Origin of the sequence: Acetobacter sp. AAB5, assembly GCF_050106715.1 — a bacterium.
Classification (GTDB): domain Bacteria; phylum Pseudomonadota; class Alphaproteobacteria; order Acetobacterales; family Acetobacteraceae; genus Acetobacter; species Acetobacter oryzifermentans.
Genome location: NZ_JBNIEW010000003.1, coordinates 139,643 through 159,500 on the forward strand (window position 1 = coordinate 139,643; position 19,858 = coordinate 159,500).

At 49.3% G+C, this 19,858-nt stretch carries 22 protein-coding genes and 1 tRNA gene; 10 read left to right on the forward strand and 13 right to left on the reverse strand.

Annotated features, from left to right (window positions below):
- Window positions 1-132: 132 nt before the first annotated feature.
- Both ACP7IZ_RS04685 and ACP7IZ_RS04690 read right to left on the reverse strand, forming a co-directional pair.
- Window positions 133-654 carry a hypothetical protein gene (locus tag ACP7IZ_RS04685; protein WP_426848056.1) on the reverse strand — a complete coding sequence of 174 codons (522 nt, stop codon included), beginning with the start codon at window positions 652-654 and terminating at the stop codon, window positions 133-135.
- 155 nt (window positions 655-809) lie between these two features.
- Window positions 810-1,112, reverse strand: a complete 303-nt coding sequence (locus tag ACP7IZ_RS04690; protein WP_426848237.1) for a DUF6538 domain-containing protein — start codon at window positions 1,110-1,112, stop codon at window positions 810-812.
- Window positions 1,113-1,536: 424 nt separating this feature from the next.
- Between ACP7IZ_RS04690 and ACP7IZ_RS04695 the strand changes: the two genes are divergently transcribed.
- From ACP7IZ_RS04695 to ACP7IZ_RS04705, 3 genes are read left to right on the forward strand one after another with little or no spacing between them, the layout of a single operon-like run.
- Window positions 1,537-2,628 (forward strand): DNA cytosine methyltransferase, encoded by a 1,092-nt coding sequence (locus ACP7IZ_RS04695; RefSeq protein WP_426848057.1) that lies wholly within the window; start codon window positions 1,537-1,539, stop codon window positions 2,626-2,628.
- A 2-nt stretch (window positions 2,629-2,630) separates the two neighbouring features.
- Window positions 2,631-3,725 carry a DUF262 domain-containing protein gene (locus ACP7IZ_RS04700; protein ID WP_426848058.1) on the forward strand — a complete coding sequence of 365 codons (1,095 nt, stop codon included), beginning with the start codon at window positions 2,631-2,633 and terminating at the stop codon, window positions 3,723-3,725.
- Window positions 3,719-4,387 (forward strand): MAE_28990/MAE_18760 family HEPN-like nuclease, encoded by a 669-nt coding sequence (locus ACP7IZ_RS04705; protein WP_426848059.1) that lies wholly within the window; start codon window positions 3,719-3,721, stop codon window positions 4,385-4,387. The genes ACP7IZ_RS04700 and ACP7IZ_RS04705 overlap by 7 nt, the downstream gene beginning before the upstream one ends.
- A gap of 242 nt (window positions 4,388-4,629) precedes the next feature.
- Here ACP7IZ_RS04705 and ACP7IZ_RS04710 read toward each other — a convergent pair whose 3' ends face one another.
- The 9 genes from ACP7IZ_RS04710 to ACP7IZ_RS04750 form a co-directional block, all read right to left on the reverse strand.
- Window positions 4,630-6,357 (reverse strand): hypothetical protein, encoded by a 1,728-nt coding sequence (locus ACP7IZ_RS04710; protein ID WP_426848060.1) that lies wholly within the window; start codon window positions 6,355-6,357, stop codon window positions 4,630-4,632.
- Between the two features lie 21 nt (window positions 6,358-6,378).
- Window positions 6,379-6,756 carry a plasmid mobilization relaxosome protein MobC gene (gene mobC, locus ACP7IZ_RS04715; RefSeq protein ID WP_426848061.1) on the reverse strand — a complete coding sequence of 126 codons (378 nt, stop codon included), beginning with the start codon at window positions 6,754-6,756 and terminating at the stop codon, window positions 6,379-6,381.
- 164 nt (window positions 6,757-6,920) lie between these two features.
- Window positions 6,921-8,537 (reverse strand): DUF6538 domain-containing protein, encoded by a 1,617-nt coding sequence (locus tag ACP7IZ_RS04720; RefSeq protein ID WP_426848062.1) that lies wholly within the window; start codon window positions 8,535-8,537, stop codon window positions 6,921-6,923.
- Window positions 8,538-8,623: 86 nt separating this feature from the next.
- A tRNA-Leu gene (locus ACP7IZ_RS04725) sits at window positions 8,624-8,710 on the reverse strand.
- 72 nt (window positions 8,711-8,782) lie between these two features.
- The gene (locus tag ACP7IZ_RS04730; RefSeq protein WP_426848238.1) at window positions 8,783-9,460 is read right to left on the reverse strand and encodes a M48 family metallopeptidase; all 678 of its coding nucleotides are present in this window, start codon (window positions 9,458-9,460) and stop codon (window positions 8,783-8,785) included.
- A 66-nt stretch (window positions 9,461-9,526) separates the two neighbouring features.
- Complete coding sequence (locus tag ACP7IZ_RS04735) at window positions 9,527-9,982, reverse strand: YcgN family cysteine cluster protein (RefSeq protein ID WP_426848063.1); 456 nt, start codon at window positions 9,980-9,982, stop codon at window positions 9,527-9,529.
- Entirely contained in the window at window positions 9,979-10,416 is a 438-nt protein-coding gene (locus ACP7IZ_RS04740; RefSeq protein ID WP_426848064.1) for a spermidine/putrescine ABC transporter permease, read from the reverse strand. The genes ACP7IZ_RS04735 and ACP7IZ_RS04740 overlap by 4 nt, the downstream gene beginning before the upstream one ends.
- Entirely contained in the window at window positions 10,398-11,588 is a 1,191-nt protein-coding gene (locus ACP7IZ_RS04745) for an extracellular solute-binding protein (protein WP_426848065.1), read from the reverse strand. The genes ACP7IZ_RS04740 and ACP7IZ_RS04745 overlap by 19 nt, the downstream gene beginning before the upstream one ends.
- Window positions 11,543-12,658, reverse strand: coding sequence for an ATP-binding cassette domain-containing protein (locus ACP7IZ_RS04750; RefSeq protein WP_426848066.1), 1,116 nt, complete (start codon window positions 12,656-12,658; stop codon window positions 11,543-11,545). The genes ACP7IZ_RS04745 and ACP7IZ_RS04750 overlap by 46 nt, the downstream gene beginning before the upstream one ends.
- A gap of 73 nt (window positions 12,659-12,731) precedes the next feature.
- On the opposite strand from ACP7IZ_RS04750, the gene ACP7IZ_RS04755 reads away from it, so the two are divergent.
- From ACP7IZ_RS04755 to ACP7IZ_RS04785, 7 genes are all read left to right on the forward strand, one after another.
- A complete protein-coding gene (locus tag ACP7IZ_RS04755; RefSeq protein WP_003625602.1) occupies window positions 12,732-13,034 on the forward strand; it encodes a hypothetical protein in 303 nt (100 codons plus the stop codon).
- A 39-nt stretch (window positions 13,035-13,073) separates the two neighbouring features.
- Window positions 13,074-13,499 (forward strand): phage holin family protein, encoded by a 426-nt coding sequence (locus tag ACP7IZ_RS04760; RefSeq protein ID WP_006116764.1) that lies wholly within the window; start codon window positions 13,074-13,076, stop codon window positions 13,497-13,499.
- A gap of 133 nt (window positions 13,500-13,632) precedes the next feature.
- Window positions 13,633-14,127, forward strand: coding sequence for a MarR family winged helix-turn-helix transcriptional regulator (locus ACP7IZ_RS04765; protein ID WP_426848067.1), 495 nt, complete (start codon window positions 13,633-13,635; stop codon window positions 14,125-14,127).
- Between the two features lie 22 nt (window positions 14,128-14,149).
- Window positions 14,150-14,344 (forward strand): DUF1656 domain-containing protein, encoded by a 195-nt coding sequence (locus ACP7IZ_RS04770; RefSeq protein ID WP_019088863.1) that lies wholly within the window; start codon window positions 14,150-14,152, stop codon window positions 14,342-14,344.
- 26 nt (window positions 14,345-14,370) lie between these two features.
- The gene (locus ACP7IZ_RS04775; protein ID WP_003625609.1) at window positions 14,371-15,282 is read left to right on the forward strand and encodes a biotin/lipoyl-binding protein; all 912 of its coding nucleotides are present in this window, start codon (window positions 14,371-14,373) and stop codon (window positions 15,280-15,282) included.
- A 9-nt stretch (window positions 15,283-15,291) separates the two neighbouring features.
- Entirely contained in the window at window positions 15,292-16,818 is a 1,527-nt protein-coding gene (locus ACP7IZ_RS04780; protein ID WP_426848068.1) for an efflux transporter outer membrane subunit, read from the forward strand.
- Window positions 16,796-17,122, forward strand: a complete 327-nt coding sequence (locus tag ACP7IZ_RS04785) for a hypothetical protein (RefSeq protein ID WP_426848069.1) — start codon at window positions 16,796-16,798, stop codon at window positions 17,120-17,122. Before ACP7IZ_RS04780 ends, ACP7IZ_RS04785 begins: the two co-directional genes overlap by 23 nt.
- A 6-nt stretch (window positions 17,123-17,128) precedes the next feature.
- Here the strand turns inward: ACP7IZ_RS04785 and ACP7IZ_RS04790 are convergent, their stop codons facing one another.
- Window positions 17,129-17,839: a hypothetical protein gene (locus ACP7IZ_RS04790; RefSeq protein ID WP_426848070.1), complete on the reverse strand. Its 711-nt coding sequence runs from the start codon at window positions 17,837-17,839 to the stop codon at window positions 17,129-17,131.
- 4 nt (window positions 17,840-17,843) lie between these two features.
- The gene (gene shc, locus ACP7IZ_RS04795; protein WP_426848071.1) at window positions 17,844-19,814 is read right to left on the reverse strand and encodes a squalene--hopene cyclase; all 1,971 of its coding nucleotides are present in this window, start codon (window positions 19,812-19,814) and stop codon (window positions 17,844-17,846) included.
- Window positions 19,815-19,858 lie beyond the last annotated feature (44 nt).

A 19,858-nucleotide genomic window follows, 5' to 3' on the forward strand; every position in this document is an offset into this window, starting at 1 on the left:
GGTGGCCATGGGTTTTCGACCAGTTTTCTCAGGTCGTCATCCGGCCATTTTACATAGTCATCGCCTTTCTGTTTCCGTCCGAACGACCAGTCCCTGAAGACATTGGAACCCCGATCAACTAGTTCCTTTTTCTCATAAGAAGGTCCACAAGATGGACAGCTTGGAGAAGTGGTTCTTGATGGTCTTGGTTGTCAGAAGAGCTTTGATCCGGTTCCGCTTCGCATATTTAATAAGTTCATCAACCGTGAGTTCCTTGGTTTTGCCCTTGCCGTAGTTGCCGGGAACCTTGCTCATCATCTCGATGTATTTATCGGCATGCCTGCTGGAGTAGGTGCGGATAGGTTCATTGCCATTGATTTCGATCCATCTGCGATAGACGTTAGTCATCATAGCCAGTTCGCTGTTTGGCTTGGTTTTGATGTCTTTTGACGCCATGAAAGTAGAGACTGCTTCTGAGAACAGGGGAGAGGGTTTTACTTCCAGTTGTTGGAAGACAGGAGACAATGTTTCCCGTAACAGTGCGGACTGATTTTCGAAGACTTTGATGGTTTCCTGATGACCCTGAATTCTGGAAGCAAGGATTTCACCTGAACGGATCAGCTTTTCCATTGCGGGTTCGGCTGTATCCTTGAGATATCCGGTGAGCGCGGTCATGCGGTCTGTCTCTTTGACATGGGACAGGAGATGTTCAGCGTTGATGGTTTTGTATTGGGAGATCAGCGACTCAATTTCGAGCTGATATGACCGGATTATGGCCTCAAGGAAATTTTTGGCATCATCATTTTCAAGATATGACCGTACGCACTCTGTCAGGCTCTCTCTCTTGTTTCCTGAGCTCCGCTGGTTTTCGGGGGAAGGATGGAGCGTCTGAGAAGGTCAGCATAGTCCTGCTTTTCCTCATCCGATATAATCCACGGTTCATGAGCCATCGCGTGTTCGATCTTTGCAAAAAGTGCCTGTGTCTGTTCGTATGCTGTTCCAGCACGGATCAGTGCGATTTTCCTTGATCTGGTGAACAGCGAAAAGCAGATTTCATTCTTTTTTACGACATCACGGAATCGTGACGGAACCCGCGTTCTGAAATAGAAACCTGTTGCCCGGCATTGGAGCATGTTTCTGCCCTGTTCATCGTCCCCCGCCAAAGCCTGTGTAAGACCTTGTGTAAGAGTTTGCGGGGTCTGTGTTTCTGGAAATCCAGAATAATGAACAAAAACAATGAGTTATGGTGGTGCGAACTGCGGGACTCGAACCCGCGTCAACCCGCAGTGACATCTATCTAACCCGTTGAAGCAGCAAAAAAAATGACGTGCTGTCTTCTTAATTTAACGGTTATTTTCTATCATTGGGATAACAATCTGGGAAGAGTGATACTTTTGTCGTTAATGGAAGGAAGGTTTATGCCAGCGTGATCTTGATGAAGGGAATCGATTCATGCATTGATGCTATGCTTCTCGCTCACAATAATTCTGAAAAATATCTTGAATTCAGAATGGCCGATATGTTTTTGAACTAGTTTGTAAGAAGAGTTAAACTGAAGTGACTTTTCCAGTCTCTAATGAAAGTATAAAAAAAAGCCACACATCTATTGATGCAGTAGATATGTTTTGTGGGGCTGGAGGGCTAACTCACGGTTTGGAACTGGCCGGGGTTGACGTTCGCTTGGGAGTCGACATTGATCCAGCATGTGCGTATCCATACGAGCATAATAATAAATCAGTATTTCTCTTGAAATCGATTGAAAATTTAGAAAAAAAAGATGTTATTCCGTATATAAATAATAGTAATTTTTTGCTTTTAGCAGGATGTGCGCCTTGTCAGCCTTTTTCTACGTACCGGCAGAAGAATAATATATTAATAGATAAAAGATGGTATTTAATTGAACATTTTTCAAGGTTAATAGATACAATAAAACCTCATTTTGTTACCATGGAGAACGTTCCAAGACTTGCAAAGCAAGATGTTTTTAAGGAATTTGTAAGTAATTTAGAGTCTAAAAATTTCTTTGTTTCATTCTCTATTGTAAATTGTGCAGATTATGGTATCCCGCAAAAAAGAAACAGACTTGTGCTTTTGGCATCGAAGTTGGGTCCTATTAGTTTAATGAAGCCTACGACGCCCATGCCTTTTTCTCTTACCGTCAGAGATGCAATAAAAAATTGCCCACTATTGCATGCAGGAGAAGTCCATTCTCACGATCCATTGCACCAAGCTCCGAGTTTGTCTAAGGTAAACATGCTGCGCATTCAGGCCTCAAAACCTGGGGGAAGCTGGCGGAGCTGGGATAAAGCGCTAGTTACCGATTGTCATAAAAAGACTACGGGTCAGACGTATCCAAGTGTGTACGGAAGGATGGTGTGGGATGCACCGTCTCCCACGATCACGACTCAATATTATGGGTTTGGAAATGGAAGGTTTGGGCATCCAGAACAAGACAGGGCCATCTCACTACGAGAGGGGGCCATTCTACAAAGCTTTCCTCCTAAATATTCTTTTGTTCCGCCCAACTCAAAAGTGAGCAAAAAGACCGTAGGAAGATTGATCGGAAATGCCGTTCCTGTAAATTTGGGAAAAATTATAGGCGAAACTTTCATTGAACATTTACGTGAGATAATTGAGAAGGACATATGAGCATGGAAAATAATTTTGAAAAAAAAGACGATTTTTCTATAAAAGGAGAAGAGCAAATAAAGAGACACATGAGGGATATTGACTATATTATTAGAGAATACCCAATAGAAGTTCTGGTTCCAAAATATTTAGTTGGGGCAGAAGATGGTAAAAACGATATTTTTGTTCCAGATTACCAAAGAGATTTTGTATGGAGTGAAGAGCAGCAATCAAGATTCATAGAATCTGTAATTATTGGATTGCCTATACCTTATCTTTTTGTGGCAGACATAAGTAGTGATGATGAAGATATTGCAGGACGTTTAGAGATAGTAGATGGAACGCAAAGAATAAGAACTTTAAGCGCATATTTTACTAATGAGTTGAAATTATCTAATTTAGAAAAACTGACATTTCTCAATGGGACTTATTTTTCTGATTTACTTCCGTCTAGAAGAAGAAGATTTGGCAGAACAACTATTAGATTAATCGAGTTAACAGAAAAAGCTGATGAGGAAACCAGAAGAGATATGTTTGATCGTATCAATTCTGGCGGAGAACCTTTAAATCCAATGGAAACGCGCTATGGAGTTTTGAAAGGTGAGTTTCTAAAATTCATACGCAGATTGGCAAGTTCAGAACATCTAAGACTTTTAGCCCCACTATCGGCTGCTTCAATTAAGCGTCGTGATTATGATGAGTTGCTATGTAGATATTTTGCATATTCAGATAATTACGAATTATTTCAAAAAAGTGTTATTGATTTTGTGGATCAATATGTGAGAAGCAAGTCTGATTTTATTGAAAGTATAGATGGTCCCCGTCTAGAAGCTGAGTGGAACAAAATGCTTAGTTTTGTAAGTAATAATTTTTCTTGTGGTTTTAGGAAAGACCCCCAAAAAAGAACTACACCAAGAGTAAGATTTGAAGCGATTGCAGTGGGAGTAACTTTAGCTTTACGTGAAAAACCTGATTTAATTGTAATTCCAGAAAAAATTGATACATGGGCGTATGGAGAAGAGTTTGATAAGCTTGTGACTTCTGACGGGGCAAATTCTAGGCCTCGTTTAATTAAAAGAATTAATTACGTAAAAGAAAAAGTGTTGAAATCATGCTAGGAGTTTCGAGTGATTTTTCTAAAAGAAAGCGAGAAGTCAGGAGATATATTACGAGGTTAGTTGTTTTTGAAAAGGAATTACCGTTAACCTCCGGGACTAGGCTTTTAGAAGATTTAAAGATATATAGAGCTTGTGCATTCTTGATGTTATACAACATAATTGAAGCTTCAGCTCGAGAGTGTCTTTTGTCTATTTATGATAAAATAAAGACTAATAATGTTCTCTTTGATCATTTAGTTGAAGGAATAAAAATTAAGTCTCTTGATGATTTTAAAAATCACTGTGGTAAAGAAAAATTTTCTGCATTCCAAAATATTTCTTTAGATATAATAGATGCAGGCTTTGATGTTAAGAAGACATTTAATGGAAATGTTGACGCAAGAAAAATAAAACAAATAGCAGAAAAATATGGTTTTGAAAGTAATACAGACTATAGAGAGACACATCATGGAAAAGAGCTTCTGACGATTAAAATACAACGGCAAAATCTTGCTCACGGAGAAAAAAGTTTTTCTGATGTTGGAAGAGATTATACAGCTTTACAGATTAGAGAAATAGCAGAGTTTTCTTTGTCATATATGGCAGAAATATTGAAAAATGTAGATCTATATGTGGGTCATTGCGATTTTATATTGAGTGATGAAAAATATAAATATTCATAATAATGCAAAGGATATATATAATAAATATGCAGTAGGGTTCTAAAAACCCTTTTTTTCACCGATATAAAAATTGTAACCTATTGATATTTTAAATATCAAAAAGATCACAATGATTTTTTGAATCCTCTGCGTGATCCCTGAACTAGGCAACCACTGTTACTTACCAACTGTTCCCCATCTCCAGTTTGCGTTAGCCTTAGCAGCTTCGTTCGCGTGTGTGACTGTAGAAAACAAGCTGTGCGTTAATGTCTCATGGTTGGTTGGGTCGTGGTTGCAGTCATATTTTGCACTACTCCTTTTGGTATAATCAGTTTTGAGCGCAGGCGTACTATTTCCTGTCTTGCTCTTTCTTTTTCAGGTTGATGGGCCATGTCCCATTGTCTGATGCGGTCTGTTCTCGCCTGCACCAGCCTTTCAAAACGGGAAGATAGCCATGGTTCGAGTTTATCCAGATCAGCTATGGCGGTGAATTCAGCATCATACTTTTTACGAAAGCTCTCAAGGGCCGGTCTGTCTCGTTCTGTTAAAACAGGTCTGACAGGTTCTAGTGGTGTTGAGCGCAACCCCACGATATGCAGCAACGCCTGTATAACAAACCGCAGGACTTCGAGGAATTCGAGCAAAAGTTGCTGGCAGACTTTCTCGAGTTTCCCGGCTCCTCCGGTCATGCGTTGCCAGCGGCTTTCGTCAGCTTGTTTCCACTCTTTTTTGGCACAATGGTAACGCGCAAAGCTGCTCCGCAGTTGCTTCTGGTAGGGTGTGAGCGCTTTTCGCCATTTCGCGAGCATTTCTTCCCTCTTCAGCGGTGCCCAGTCCGCTTCTGGCGCACTCTGGTCGAGAATAGCCTGTTGTTGCGCAATAGCTTTCTTGATCTCTTTCCGAAAACGGGCCTCCCCTGCACTGATGATCCGGATAGAAGATGTGGGGCTGAGTGGTTCTGTTGCTGTCGTATCAACATCAGCCATACGTTGGAGCCAGAGTTCTCTTTGCCATTTGCGCATTTGGGGCCGTTTTATAACGGGTCGTTTTCTGGGGGCAGTCTGAGCGACCGTAGTTTTGGGGATAGGATATTCCTCATAAAAATCAGCGGTTGTCCGGCGGATGGGTAAACGGGTATTCTTAATATCCGCCTCTGGCTTGCTGACTGTGGGGTGCTGTTCTTCTGCAAGAAGCTTTCTGAATTCCGTCATTCTGACTTTTGTGAGACGGGTAAAGCTGCCGATCAGTTTTCCGTCCTGATCTTCAATGATGTGCGCTCCTGGCCGTTTATCTGCCCGGTCTCCTTTGCGTATGGTCAAGCTGTGTTCCGTCAGTGCTGCACGGAAAGACTTTAATCCGTCAGACTGGGTCCAGAGAGAGGCAACAAGCTGTTTGAGTTTTGGCAGGTTAAGTCCCTGTCTTTCCGCTGTGCGGTGGGCCTGCGAGGTATAGGCAGCACGTGGCTTGTCTGCTGGTTGCTCTGGCATAAGGGCATTGATCAGGTCTGCTTCCCGATGTTTGCCTTCTTTACGAAGAGCTTTGGCAATCGAGCGGTCATGACCTCCCGCGACAAGTGCATGACCCAGCCTGATTTCTTCCAGCCTTGCCAGCTTCTCCAGCCGTATCCAGCTAAAACGACTGTCTAAAATATGGTCCTGCTGCCATTCAGGCATGAGGAGGTGACCATGAGTGCTGCCATCCTTTTGATGGATGATCAGCGTCATATGCTCAGGGTCTGCATGGAACTCGTGACAGATTCTTCCGGCAAATTCTGCCAGTTGGTCATCTGTCATCGGTTCGGCAGGATTAAAGGCGATATGGCGCAGACCATAGGTGAGTTTTTCGCGTCTGGCTTCTCGCATAGCATCATGAACCAACCAGTCTGACCCAGCCATGATTCTGATCGCCTCATTCTTGGGGCCATGAAGAACATGCCGGACAATCGCCTTGGCACCGCTTCTGGTTTTAATCCTGCTTTCCTGAATAATCATGGCTCATGACCCGGACAGCTTTCAATGAAGTGTCCTGGCAGGCCGGGCGCACCTGCGTCCGGTTGACTGCCGCCCTGAGCGAGCCAGAAGCAGGTCAATCTGTTGCAGTCTGTTTTCCAGTTCGCTCAACATCGTTTCGCAGTAAACGGTGTCACCACAATGGGCGGAATGAGCCAACTGATTCAGATTGTTGCCAATGCGTGAGAGGGCATGACGCAGACTGTAAAGTTCTGAGCCGACCTGCTGGCCATTGTCACCAGCAAGTTCAGAAGTGGCCAGAAGTGCCCTGATCCAATGGGCGGTGGTGGCGTGGCCAAGGTGGTGGGCAACGCTATTCCAGCGGTCCAGTTCAGCGGGGCTGGCTCTCACAGAGAGATGAGAAGTGCGGACAATCGGCATAACAAGGTTCTCCTTAAAGGGGGTCAACGGGGGAAGTATTCCCCTTTGCCAGATGCTGAATGGGTAGCCATTCAGCACTGCTGGCTCCTCTTAAAGATAACCTATTGAGATGCCCGATTTCCTGTTTTTGTTTTTATGCAAACAAGACTGTCACCATAAGGCTTTCAGAAAGGCATGATGCACTCGGGTGGATAGGTAAGTGCTTCAATGACCTGCTTGAGATTGGCAACTTCAATCCCGCTTGTGTAGTTCATTGTTCCTTGACTCTTGTGGGTTGCTTCATGGCCGAGGACAGTATCAATCCATAACTCTCTAATGTGCGCTTCCTGATTTCTAAGTTTTGTGCTGACGGTATGGCGGAAAGAATGGAATGTCACAGCTTCTGGCAGACCGAGCCTTTTTTTATGCTTTGAGAAAGAGCGAGCAAAGTTATCACCACGTTCACCTGATGCTGAAACAGTCAGATCAGGAAAGAGGTATTTTTCACCATTGTCCTGAAGCAGTTTCAGCCTTTCTATTCCGAGCAGACTGGAATGAATAGGAATGATACGGGTGCCCGCTGTGGTCTTTGGTGACCAGCCATCTTCGGGGTGAGGGCGCACATGGAAGCAAGGCGCACCGTCAATGACTTCAATATCCTGTCGCCTGAGGTTACAGATTTCACCCAAGCGCATGCCTGTAAACATGCCGATAGTAATGATGCCAGCCCATGTTCGGTGAGAGACAGCCGTTCCTGACCAGTCCGCATGCGCGAGTTGTGTAAGCTCGCCATCCGTCCATCCCCTGCGAACAATCTTCTTGGTGACATTGAAGTCCCAGCCAGACCATGGGTTCTTGTCGGCGAAATCCCGTTTGACCAGATGCCCCCACAGTGCAGACAGTCGAGAGAAATGGTTTTTGACAGTTTTTCCGCCAACTGTTTCCAGACCCCGTTCCTGCGCCTGTGCAATGACAACACGTAACGGGAGAACTGTTTTACCCTTCCCATGCGTGGCTGGCAGAGAAGAAAGTAAGTCAAAAAACTCTCCCGCCACGTTGCCCGTAATCTGTCGCACGGGCATATCGCCAAAAGCTTCAATGAACAGGTCAATAGTCTTCTTAGTGGCTTTTATAGTGTCGGCGCTCTTTGCCTTGTCGGAATAGATGAATCGTTCAGCCATGGTCGAGAGAAGAGGGGAGGACGTTTTTGGGGCAGGCTTTCGCTCTTCTTGTACGGGCGGGGCAGGTTTCTGTGGCACCAGCTGGATACTATGGACAGGCTGACGACTCTGGATGTCAACGATCATGCCGGACAGACGGTCAGCTTCCGCCTTGAGCATTTTCTTTTCCTGTTGGCTTAGAGCAATGCCGGTGGTGAGCTGCTGACGCATGCTTTCAAAGTGCTGAACGATCTCGCGTATCTTGTTCGAGCTTTCATCAAGGAAGGCATTTTCGCTTTCAACCCGTTCCAGCAGCGCCATGTTATGGGTGGCGTCGCGGATTTTGCGGTCAAGGGCGTGACACTCTTCAGCAAGGGCAAGTGTCTCTTCCTGGTCCCTGATTGTCTGGGCCTGAACAGCCAGCAGGTCTTTCATCAGATCAGTGTCAGGTTTTTCGTCCATCATCCTTGCTCTTTCAAACAGTGCGCCGGTGGACGCATAGAGGGCCGCCGCCCGCTCTCGGGCGATGAGCTTACTCTGAGTCTGTAAGGAAAGGGAGATTTCGGTTCTGCCGAGGCAGGCTTGCACGGCCTGAGGGACTGCGCGACGGAAGTGGTAATGAGAGCCAATGAGGCGGAGCATCTGCGTTTCCCGTTCTGGGAAGACAAACGGGAAAATCCCGCAGACCCGTCAAATTCTCATTTTACTGTTATATTTCAACAGGTTAGTGGTGCGAACTGCGGGACTCGAACCCGCACGCCTTTTACAGGCTGGAGATTTTAAGTCTCCTGCGTCTACCATTCCGCCAAGTTCGCGCAGATGCAATGGTGCACCTCTGGTGATTGAAAGCGTTTTAGCATGGTCGGAGAGAACTGCAACAGTATGTTTTATCGAGCAGCGTGTAAAATCGGCCCAAAGTGTTGTAGCCAATTTTCTGCTTGCTGTCTGTGAGGGGTGAATGCGTCAACCACTTTCCAGAACTGGGTACTATGGTTCATGTGTTGCAGATGGCTTAATTCATGAGCAATCAAATAATGGCGTACAAAAAATGGTGCCATTATTAAACGCCACGACAACATTATACGTCCAGAAGATGAACAACTTCCCCAACGGCTTGATGTGTCACGAATATCTAACCGTGTAGGGCGTAATCCAACAGCTTGGGCCAGGCAGTGCATTTCTTGAGTAAGAATTTTGGTTGCATGTTGCTTAAGAAAGTCTTCCACACGTCGCGCAAGAAAAGACGGATCTCCGCTTACAAAAAGACAATCATTTTCTAGCCACGCACCACCTTTGCGATCAGGGGCGTGGCAAATTGTGTAGTATTTGTCTTGAATAGGAATATGGGAGCCAATAGCAAAACGTGGCGTTTGCACTAATTTTTCAAGGCGCATTGTAATCCATTGCGCTTGTTTATGCACAAAAGCCAAGGCCTGAGTGTAAGGGAATCCTTTAGGCAAAGTAACAAGAATAGCCTGTTCTTTTGCAGAAATTCGTAAGATGCAGCGTTTGGCTTTTGTTGAAACGCGCCAAATTATTTTTGCAGAACCATATCCTTGCAGCATAACATGCTCTGGCCAAGATGAGTGTTCTTTGCAATTCAAGAAAACATCTTTCTGGGCAAAGGTTTTTTAGAGAGATTCCTCAGCAGGAAGGCCGGGCCAACGGACAATGTAATCTTCCAGTGCCCCTGCGCGTCTTTCACTTATACAGCGTCCTGCAGCAGATTCACCTGCGGTGATAACAGATTGGGCAGTATGCGTCAGCAATGGGTGCCACTGTGGCAAACCGCGCCCTTCCGAAAGACGGCGATATGCACAATCAGGCGGCAACCAATCAAGTTCAGGAATCATCTTTGGTGTTAGAGTAATGCAGTCTTGCACTTTGCGATGACGTTGCGCGTAATCTGTGCATTGGCATGTTTTAACATCTAAAAGACGGCACGCAACAGATGTGTAATGCAGTTCTTCCGTGTCATCATCACGCAGTTTGTGCAAGCAGCAGCGTCCGCATCCATCGCACAGACTTTCCCATTGCTCTGTGGTCATTTCTGTAAGTGGGGTTGTTTCCCAAAAAGGTGCCGTCATTGTGCAATGCCAAAAAAGAGGGAGAGGAAGAAGCTTACGATTAAAGGTTTCCTAAGAAGGGGCCAGATGATGAGCTGTAGGCATGTGCTTCGGTTGGCCCCCAGTTCATGTGCTGTAGGTCCCCATGCTTCTGGTAGGGTTTCAAGTTTGGCAAGTGGCCATAGTGCAAGCAAAGGTAAGCTTAAGGCGCCCTGTAAAAAAGGGGTATAAGGTGCGTTGATGACAACAGGCAAAAAAATACTAAGAACCGATGCTGGAATAAATAACATAAAGAATGAAATATAAAAAATGCGCCCAGCATGTATGGCAAATGCCAGCATGAGCAGAACAAACACAAGAAATATGCTTGTCATGCTTATGCTGATAAACCCCCATAAAAAAGAATAAGGCAATGGGATTTGCATCAGAGAAGGAATCACTTGCGGAGCGCCCATTGTTCAAAGTGTTCTGCAATGATGTTTAAATGATTTATCCAGAAGATATCATCAACAACAAGGGGCGCAGCCAAGTGGCGTAAGTTATTATCCACGGCCATATCTCTCATGGATGGTAGAGATGGCCATGCGTTGGAAAATGCTTGCTGCTGCTGTGCCTGGTCAAGCCATGATACAAAACTGAGTGCGGTAGCGGTGGTGGCAGAACTATGTGGCACTCCCCAGCCGTAACGCACCTGTAAGCGTTGTTGCCAACAGATACCAAAACGCTTGGTATCTCCATCGGCTGTGTTCAGCATTTCCCCGGTAGGCGCAAGCCCCATAAGGGCGCCACCGCTTTTTAAAATCTGTCCGGCTTCTTCCGGGGTGGACCACCACACAATATAAGGCCGTAGCTGATCCAGTTTTCGGAAGGCGCGCATTAACCCATCTTGGGTGTTGAGTGTGCGGTAAACCATTTCGGATGGTACGCCATCAGCCAGTAGGGCAATTTCTAGCGTGGTGCGTGGGTCTCGCCGTAGGCTGCGCCGTCCCGGATGGCGGGCAACGTCCCAAAAGTCAGCCCAGTTGGGGGGCGTGTCAAAACGTGAGCTATCCCACGCAATGGCGTAATCAATGCTGGTGGAATAATTGGGTTGTGCTGCATCTTCAGGCAAAGGGGCAAGCAGGCCTGCGCTGCCTCCTATCGCCAGACTGCTATTTTCCATCATGACCGCAGCCCAATGCTTGGGGCTGTTTTTTTCCTGTTGCTGGAGAGCGGTTAGAGATCCGTCCCATCCAGAGGTGATGATGCGGTGATGTGTCTGACGTGTGTATCCGGCAAAAAGAATTTTTTTCTGTATGTCACAAATCCTGCCCGAGAATGTCAGAACCCGTAAGGCGTCTGTATGCGCCATCGTGTGTTTACGCGCCGGACGCGCCTGAACCATTTGAGGGGCAAGAGAGATTACGCCGCCGCCCAACCCAGCCAGCAGGGCTTTCCGTCGGGAAATGGTCCCGGCAGAAGGCGCTTGTTTCTGAGGGTGGGGTGACGGTGTCCCGCTGGAGCGACCGTGCAGGAAAGAAAAAGAAAACAGGGTGACCTCGCGCATATAGTGCAGCCAGATGAAGGCAGATGAGTTTAGCCTTATTTTGCATCCATCGGAAAGGCGATAGCGTTCTGTGGTTGCCAAGCCAATATGGCCTTGTTGCCGGGGCGGAGTTCACGCGGCAAATGGACCAAGGGGCGGTGAGCTATAATTTCCGTGCCATCCAAGGTGCGAAACCGCATGGCAATGGCGTGGCCAATGTGATGGGCGGAAACAAGAGTGCAGGCAATATCTGTTTTATCTTCTATCTCCATGCCACCAGAGCGAGGAAACAGAACGGAAAGTCGGTCAGGCAGAATGCAAATGCTGGCCAGATCATTTTCTTCTAGATTGTAATCGGCCACGGCTTCCACTGTCTCGCCCGATGGTAGGCGCAATTCGGCAATGTCATCCTCTATAAGTAATACCTTGCCGCTGATAACATTGGCATCTCCAAACTGTGCCGCCACGCTTAGGCAAGCGGGGCGGTTTAGTAGGGTGGCAACATCTCCTATCTGCAACAGGGTGCCATTTTGCATAACGCCAATCTGGTCTGCCGCTATCATACAGTCCTGCTTCTGGCGTGAAAGCAGCAGAATGCTCAATCCTATGGCATGGCGTAACCGATCCAAAAATGTGATCGCACGCCGGATGGTGGGCTGGTCCATGTTTTCGAAAGGCTGGTTCAGAACCACAACGTCGGGCTGCATGATCAGGGCGCGCGCGAGCTGCGTCCGAAATATCTGTTCTGCATTGAGTATGCGGGCCGGTTGGGTGCGCAGGGCTTCCAAGCCAGTTAGGGCCAGTATTTCAGCCCCGCGATGTGTGATTTCAGACTTATGGAGCGTGCCTTTGGCGCGAAGGGGCAGGAGAATATTGTCCAGAACGGAAATGTGCGGAAACAAGGGCGCATGCGGGCCTATTGTTGCCAGTTTTTTATGGCCAGATGTGCCTAAGTTATATGGTGTGCCGTTAATTTCTATCTGCTCAACCGTACAGGGGCGTCTGCCAGCCAATGTTTCTGCCAAACAGGTCAGATCTTCATTGTCTTGCCCGATTCCCAGTATGGCTGTGCAACTTCCCGCCGGTAGAGAAAGCGTGAGGGGTTCTGCGTTGTGAAAGAACGCTAGATTGTGAACCGCCAGTGCTGTGGATGAGCCATGCGTGGTATGCATGCAACTATGTCCCTTTCCGTGGGTTAGAAGTAAAGTGCACTATATTTCAGGCAGGTAAACGGAGGTTTCTTTCATGTCTTCAGATAAAATCAAAGAAGTAAAAGCAGCAGGTGAAGCCGCAGCCGACACGGCGCGGGACGAATTGGAAGCCGTAAAAGCGCATCTTGAACGCCTTGTGACCCAGCATCTGGTGCCTGCGCTGGGCCGTGCAGGGGATAAAGCCGGCACGCTGAAAGAACAGGCGGTTGCCAATGCGCGCGAACTGGCCGATCATGCACAAAGCGATCTTGCTAAGCGTAATCGTGGTCAGTCTTCCTGGTTGTCCATTGCCATTTCTGGCGTGGTGGGCTTTATCCTTGGGCGTCTGTCACGCTGACGCTTGTGCGTCATCTGAACAAAGGTAGCCTCGGAGCCCATGCGTATCTTTGATCTTGGTAAATCCGCCCTGAATGCTCAGTCTAACCTGATGCAACAGATGGCCATACGATACGGCAAGCAAGCTGTATTGTTGGCAATGGCGGCAGTATTTGGACTATTTGCCCTGATTACAGGGCATGGGCTCCTTTGGGTGCTTCTGGTTTTTGTCGGGCATTTTGGCCCGGTAGGTGCGGCGTTTACAGTATTCGGGCTGGATGTGTTTGTGGCTCTGGTTTGTGTGCTGTTTGGCCGTCGTTCTTACCTGACAGTGCAGGAAGTGGAAGCCCGCATTGCCCGTGACCGCAATATCACCATGATGCGCGACTCCATGACCATGGCAGCCGTAACGGCAACCGTTGCAACAGCCATGGGCCGCGGTGGATCTCGCAAAGTGTGGGACGTTGTGCGGCGGAAAAAGGACTGAAATCGTCCAGTCTGGACGAAACCATAGGTTCCATTCCAAATTTGCATTGGCGCGCAGGATTTTTTCTGTAAATGATGGCGCTGTCTTTCGTGAGTGTGCAAATTGTTTGCACGCTCACTAGTGTGGGTAGGGAATGGAACCGAATCATCATCCCGTTATGGCCAATGAGCCCCGCCGTTTCTTTGGGTATCGGCTGGCGCGTCTTGCTGCTGTGTGGCGGCGGGAGATTGATGCCGATCTGCGGGCCTTCGGCCTGACAGACGCCACATGGCGGCCCATTTATTATCTTAACTTCTCCAAAACACCCATGCGCCAGACAGATCTGGCCCGCTCCCTCTCCTTGGAAGCCCCTTCACTGGTGCGGCTTTTGGATGTGCTGGAAAAGCGTGGCTACGTGGTGCGTGAAACGGATGAAGAAGATCGCCGCTCCAAACTGGTAAGTATTACGGAAGAAGGGCGCAGTGTTGCTGCTCTTGTCAGCCGTGTGGCGGATGAAGTGACAGCCCGCCTAACGGAAGATGTTTCCACCAAGGAGCTGGAAGAATGCTGCGGCGTTCTTGACCGGGTTGAGCAAGCCGCCCAAAACCACCGGGATACCATTGGTGGTGATAAAAGAGGCATGCGGTAATGCCAGTTTCCAGAACAGTGCCATGCTAGCTGAATTCAATATATTTGGTGTTTTTATTGCACCTATTGTCGTGTACGCCCTAGCGGCGCTGCCGATTACAATGTTTGTTCGCTTCGTGTTGTGGTGGAGCGGCCTTCTGGGCTGGTTCTGGCATATCGCGTTGTTCGAAGTATCGTTATACGTCAGTATTCTTTGCCTGCTGATCCTCTACGTCTGACCCGAAAAGGCTTTTGAGTCTCCGCAATGCCCCTTCTGCGCACCCTGATACGAGTTGTTCTGACCCTTGCGGTCGTCTCACTGGCCATCGTTCTGGGGATTACCCTGTGGAACGTGTATATGATTGCACCCTGGACCCGCGATGGCCGTGTGCGTGTTTACGTTGTGGACGTGGCCCCCGAAGTTTCTGGCACAGTGGTGCAGATTCCCATCGTGGATAACCAGTTTGTGCATAAGGGTGACCCACTGTTTGTGCTTGATCCGGTGCGTTTCCGTCTTGCTATCCGTGAGGCACAGGCCCGGCTTGATGGCGCATTGGAAGATTTGAAGCTGAAACGCAATGATGCCCGCCGCCGTATGGGCTTGGGTGGCATTGTGTCGGCCGAAGAACAGGAAGTCTTTAACTCCAATGTGGCCACACAGATTGCATCTGTGGATGCAGCGCGTGCCGCTTTGGATGTGGCCAAACTGAACTTGCAGCGTTCGGTTCTGTATTCTCCGGTAAACGGTTACATCACCAACCTGAACCTGCGGGTGGGCGATTACGCCTCTGCCGGGCAGGCACGTATGGCCGTTATCGATTCCGACTCCTACTGGGTTTACGGGTATTTCGAAGAAACAAAGATGTGGGGCGTACACGTGGGTGATGAAGCCCGCGTTAAGCTGATGGGCTATAAGCCTATCCTTACAGGCCATGTTGTCAGCATTGCGCGCGGTATTAACGATACCAACGGCACACCGGATAAGCTGGGGCTGCAGGATGTAAACCCAATCTTTACCTGGGTGCGTCTGGCCCAGCGTATTCCTGTTCGTATTCACATTGACCACGTGCCCGATAGTGTCACGCTGGCAGCAGGTATGACGGCAACTGTGAGCGTAGGCCCTGAACCCAGAGGCCGCCGCGGAAAGTTGACGACCTGGCTGCAAGATCATCTGTAAGCGCAGGACATGAGACAGAACATGAAGGGTCGTCGTCGCCTTGGGCTGTTTCTGGCAACATCCATGTTGTTGTCAGCCTGTACCGTAGGGCCAAATTATCAGCCAGACCGCATGAAGGTTCCGGCAGCGTTCAAGGAGACGGAGGAAGAGCATCCGGCTACGCCTGAAGAGATCGAACGCACCAACAAGGAAATGACAGAGTGGTGGTCTTTGTTCAAAGATCCCATTCTCACGCGCTTGGTGGATGATGCCATTAAGGGCAACTACGATCTGCAGATTGCCGGACAGCGTATTCTGGCCGAACGGGCCATTCGTGATCGGTCTGCCGCACAGTGGTATCCACAAATGGATGCCAATATGGGCGGTGGTGATGTGCGCTATTCCATCAACATCGATAACTGGCCACTGCGTCCGGGTAATCCGGCCAACCAGCCAGAAGCTTCTATGTTGACGTATGGTGTGATGGCATCGTGGGAGCTGGATATGTTCGGGCGTATCCGCCGTGATGTGGAAGCGCATGAACATCAGGTGGAAGCCAATATCGAAGGCCGCCGCGCACTGCTGATGGGTCTGCTGTCCGAGCTTGCGTCCGACTATATGTTGCTGCGCGTTACGCAGCTTCAGATCAAGATCGCCACGGATAACATTCGCGTTGCCAAGGATGCGTTGGACCTTACCAACAAGCTGTATCTGGAAGGTGTGGGCAACACCTTGCAGATTGCACAGGCACAGGCCGAAATGGATGCGCAGATTGCTGCGCGTGAACCGCTAAAAACACGTGTTTCGCAGGTAACACACGCCATTGCCGTGCTGTTGGGCAAAATGCCGGGTGAGCTGGAAGAGGAATTGAAGATTCCGCGGCCCTTGCCAACTGTTCCGGAATTTCCTGCCACACTGCCATCTATCGTTATTGCCAACCGTCCGGATATCCGCATGGCGGAGCGGCAATATGCCGTTGCTACGGCGCAGATTGGTGTGGCTGTTGCCAACCTGTATCCACATTTTGTCGTACCGCTTACATTCAACCCGAATGCATCGGCCATGTATCAGGCGTTTCAGGCAAATGCCATGAGCTGGCAGTTCATGCTGATGGCCAGCTTGCCTTTGATGCATGGTGGCAAAATGACAGCAGAAATCCGTGCTGCACAGGCTGCGGCAGAAGCCGCGCGTCTCACGTATCGTCAGACTGTTTTGCAGGGCTTCAAGGAAGTGGAAGATGCCATGGCTGCATGGCATGATGATATTGAATATGCCGAACAGCTGCATAAAGCCGCAGAAGATAGCGCAACTGCCAGTGAGCGTGCGCGTAAGCTCTACGGTGCTGGTCTGGTAGGATTTCTGGAAGTGCTGACAACTGAACGTACCACCTTGAATGCCCAGAACATGGAGGCTCTTGCCAAGTTGGAGCGTCTGCGTGATGCGGTAAATCTATACACGGCTCTGGGTGCTGGGTGGAAAGGTGTTGCTCTTACCAACACCACTTTGCCCGTTTCTCTTGAAACGCAGAACTTCCTTGCCCGCGCCTTCAAACAATAAGCCGCAGCAGAAGGGCGGGTTAGCCTCGCCTTACGTCAAGCGTATTCTGCTGGTTGCCCTATTGATGACCGGTGGCTTTACGCTGATGTGTTTTACGGGGTGGTCGGTCGTGGCGTACAGCCATCCACAGGATAGCTGGGGCATGCTGGCTTTTCGGTGGTTGTTTCCTGTTATGGGTGCAGCGATGGTTGGAGGCAGCTTTGTGCTTCTCAACCGTCCTGTAGACAATGTATGGGAAGAATTTGAAGCATCCTCAGATGATGAGGATGCAGATGGAATCGTATCCAATATGGATGGGCGCTAGGCAGAATTAGTTGCCTGCAAGCCGTTTAAAGGCAGGGGTTTGCGCCTGTGTCGTTAGAAACGAGATCATGGCTTTACGTGCCAAAGCTGCATCTTGCCCAAGGTGAATAAGCCCACCAATCTGTGTTGGGTGGCGCACGATATCACACATTAACTTACCGATTTGCAGGCCCCCTTCAGGGGAAAGAACAGAGCCTGCAATGGGGGGCAGGGAGCGGTCTGCCGGATCGCAGACAACCCGCAGCACAGCAAAAGGCAGCCCGGCTTCTTCTGCCGCTTTTGCAAGAAAACCGCTTTCCATATCTAATGCTGGGCAATGAGACTGTGCAAAAAGCTGCGCCTTATGGGCTGCATCCATTACGACGGTATCACTATGCAGCAGCGTTCCGCCCTGCACACCCGCCTGATCTCCACCTAAAATATGGCGTAAAGTGGCATCGCATACGGCGTTTGTGCCCCAGCAGGAGACCTTTTCTGGAATAACAATGGTGCCAGCAGATAATGCCGGGTTCAGCCCCGCAGCCAAGCCAAAGGAGAGCAGACAATCTGCCCCGCTGGCAACCAATCTGGCAGCTTCGCGCTTTGCTCCGGCGTGCGTCGCGCCACTGGCGGCAATGGCAGCATGCGGGAAAATAGAGCGGATAAGGCGTGCTTCCGCTTTTAACCCCACCAGAATACCGGGGCGAGATGGCGAAGGCTGAGCAGAGGCTGATGTCATTGATTTAGAACCCAAAGGAAACGCGGCGGGTATTGCTGCTTTCAAGGTTGCGATAGCGGGCTAATGCCATAAGCGGGAAGAACTGCTTGTAGCCGTGGTAACGCAGGTAAAACACCTTGGGGAAGCCAACAGCATTATAGGGGTCTTCATGCCATTCCCCGTTCGCATCCTGCTGGTCTGCCAACCATGCGATACCGCGCGTTACGGCTGGATCATCCCGCCGGCCTGCGGCCATCAGCCCCAGCACAGCCCATGCAGTTTGCGAGGGCAGGCTTTCGCCATACGTGCCGTGTGGGCCGCCTTCATAAGATTCGCAACCCTCGCCCCAGCCGCCATCTGCTCGCTGGACAGAGCGGAGCCATTCCACAGCTTTCACCACGGCTGGGTCATCGTGGGAAATGCCAGCGGCATTTAAGGCGCACAGTGCAGACCATGTGCCGTAAATGTAATTTGTGCCCCACCGCCCAAACCAGGAACCGTCTTTTTCCTGCTCTTTGCGCAGATATTCCAGCCCACGCTTGATAACGGGTTCATCTTCTGGGTTTTTCAATTGGGCCAGAAAGGAAATACAGCGTGCGGTGACATCTGCGGTGGGTGGGTCGAGCAATGCACCATGATCGGCAAAAGGAATGTGGTTGAGAACATCCTTGTTGTTGTCGATATCAAAAGCGCCCCAGCCACCATCTGTGCTTTGCATGCCCACAATCCATGTGCGTGCACGCGCAATGGCTTCAGCATTTGCCGGGTCGCCCTCACGGTGCAACAGCATACCCACTACGGCTGTATCATCTACATCGGGGTAATAGTCGTTGCCGTATTGGAAAGCCCAGCCACCGGGGGCCAGATTGGGGTTACGAACGGCCCAATCTCCCTTCACATTCAGGATCTGCTTACTGCGGAGCCATGCAGAGGTTTTTTTCAACTCGCCAAGCGTTTTTTCTGGCGCAATTCCATTGGGGCCAGAGGCTGCCTCAATCATGGCATGGCCAGAAAGCCCGGTGTCCCAAATAGGGGAAACGCAGGGCTGACAGTAGGCTTCATCGTCTTTTTCAACGATCAGGGCCTGCACGGCTTCCCATGCCGTTTTTGCACGCGGGTCTTTATCCGGCACGCCCATGGCCCGATACATCATCACCACGTTGGCCATGGCAGGGTAAATAGCCCCCAAGCCATCTTTGCCATTCAGACGAGGTTCGATAAAATCAAGAGCGGCTTGAATGGCTTTTTTGTGCGTTTTTTCGGGAATAAACGGTACGATGGGCCGCAAAACGCTATCCAGCCCTTTAAAAACATACCCCCATGCCGAGCGATAAGGACCGCGAACCCAGTCCTGCACTTTTTCTGGCGGAGTAACAAACAACTCACGCACATGGATCTGGCGCGGATTTGCCGCCACAGGGCGGAGGGCTGCCAGCACCAGAAGCGGCGCAATAACTGTGCGGGACCAGTAAGACATGTTCCACACGGAAAAGAATGCCTTGGCAGGCAGCAGCATCAACTCTACTGGCATAACCGGGGTTGCGCGCCACGGCACTTCACCAAACAAAGCAAGCTGGGAGCGTGTGAACACGTTTGAGCGTTCCGCTCCACCATGATCCAGAATGGCTTCTCGTGCACGCTGCATATGGGGGGCATTAATATCATCCCCCACAGCTTTGAGCGCAAAGTAAGCTTTTACAGTGGCGGAAAGGTCAAACTTGCCATTGTGGTAAAGGGGCCAGCCCCCGTGCTCTTCACTTTGGATACGGCGCAGGTAGATGGCAATTTTCTGCTCCAGCGCATCGTCAATCCTGTCCATGAAGTGTTCGAGCAGGATATATTCGGCAGGAATGGTGGCATCGGCTTCTAGCTCATAGACCCAATGGCCATCATCTTGCTGGGCCTGACTGAGAGCGGTATGCGCACTCAGGACCGCACGATCCAGAACCTCTGAAGAAAGGCGTGATTCGGAAAGAGCACTCCCATCGGCGGCCATGTCAGAAAATCCTTTCTGCTTGCAAGCGTAAAGCTGTTTAGAGC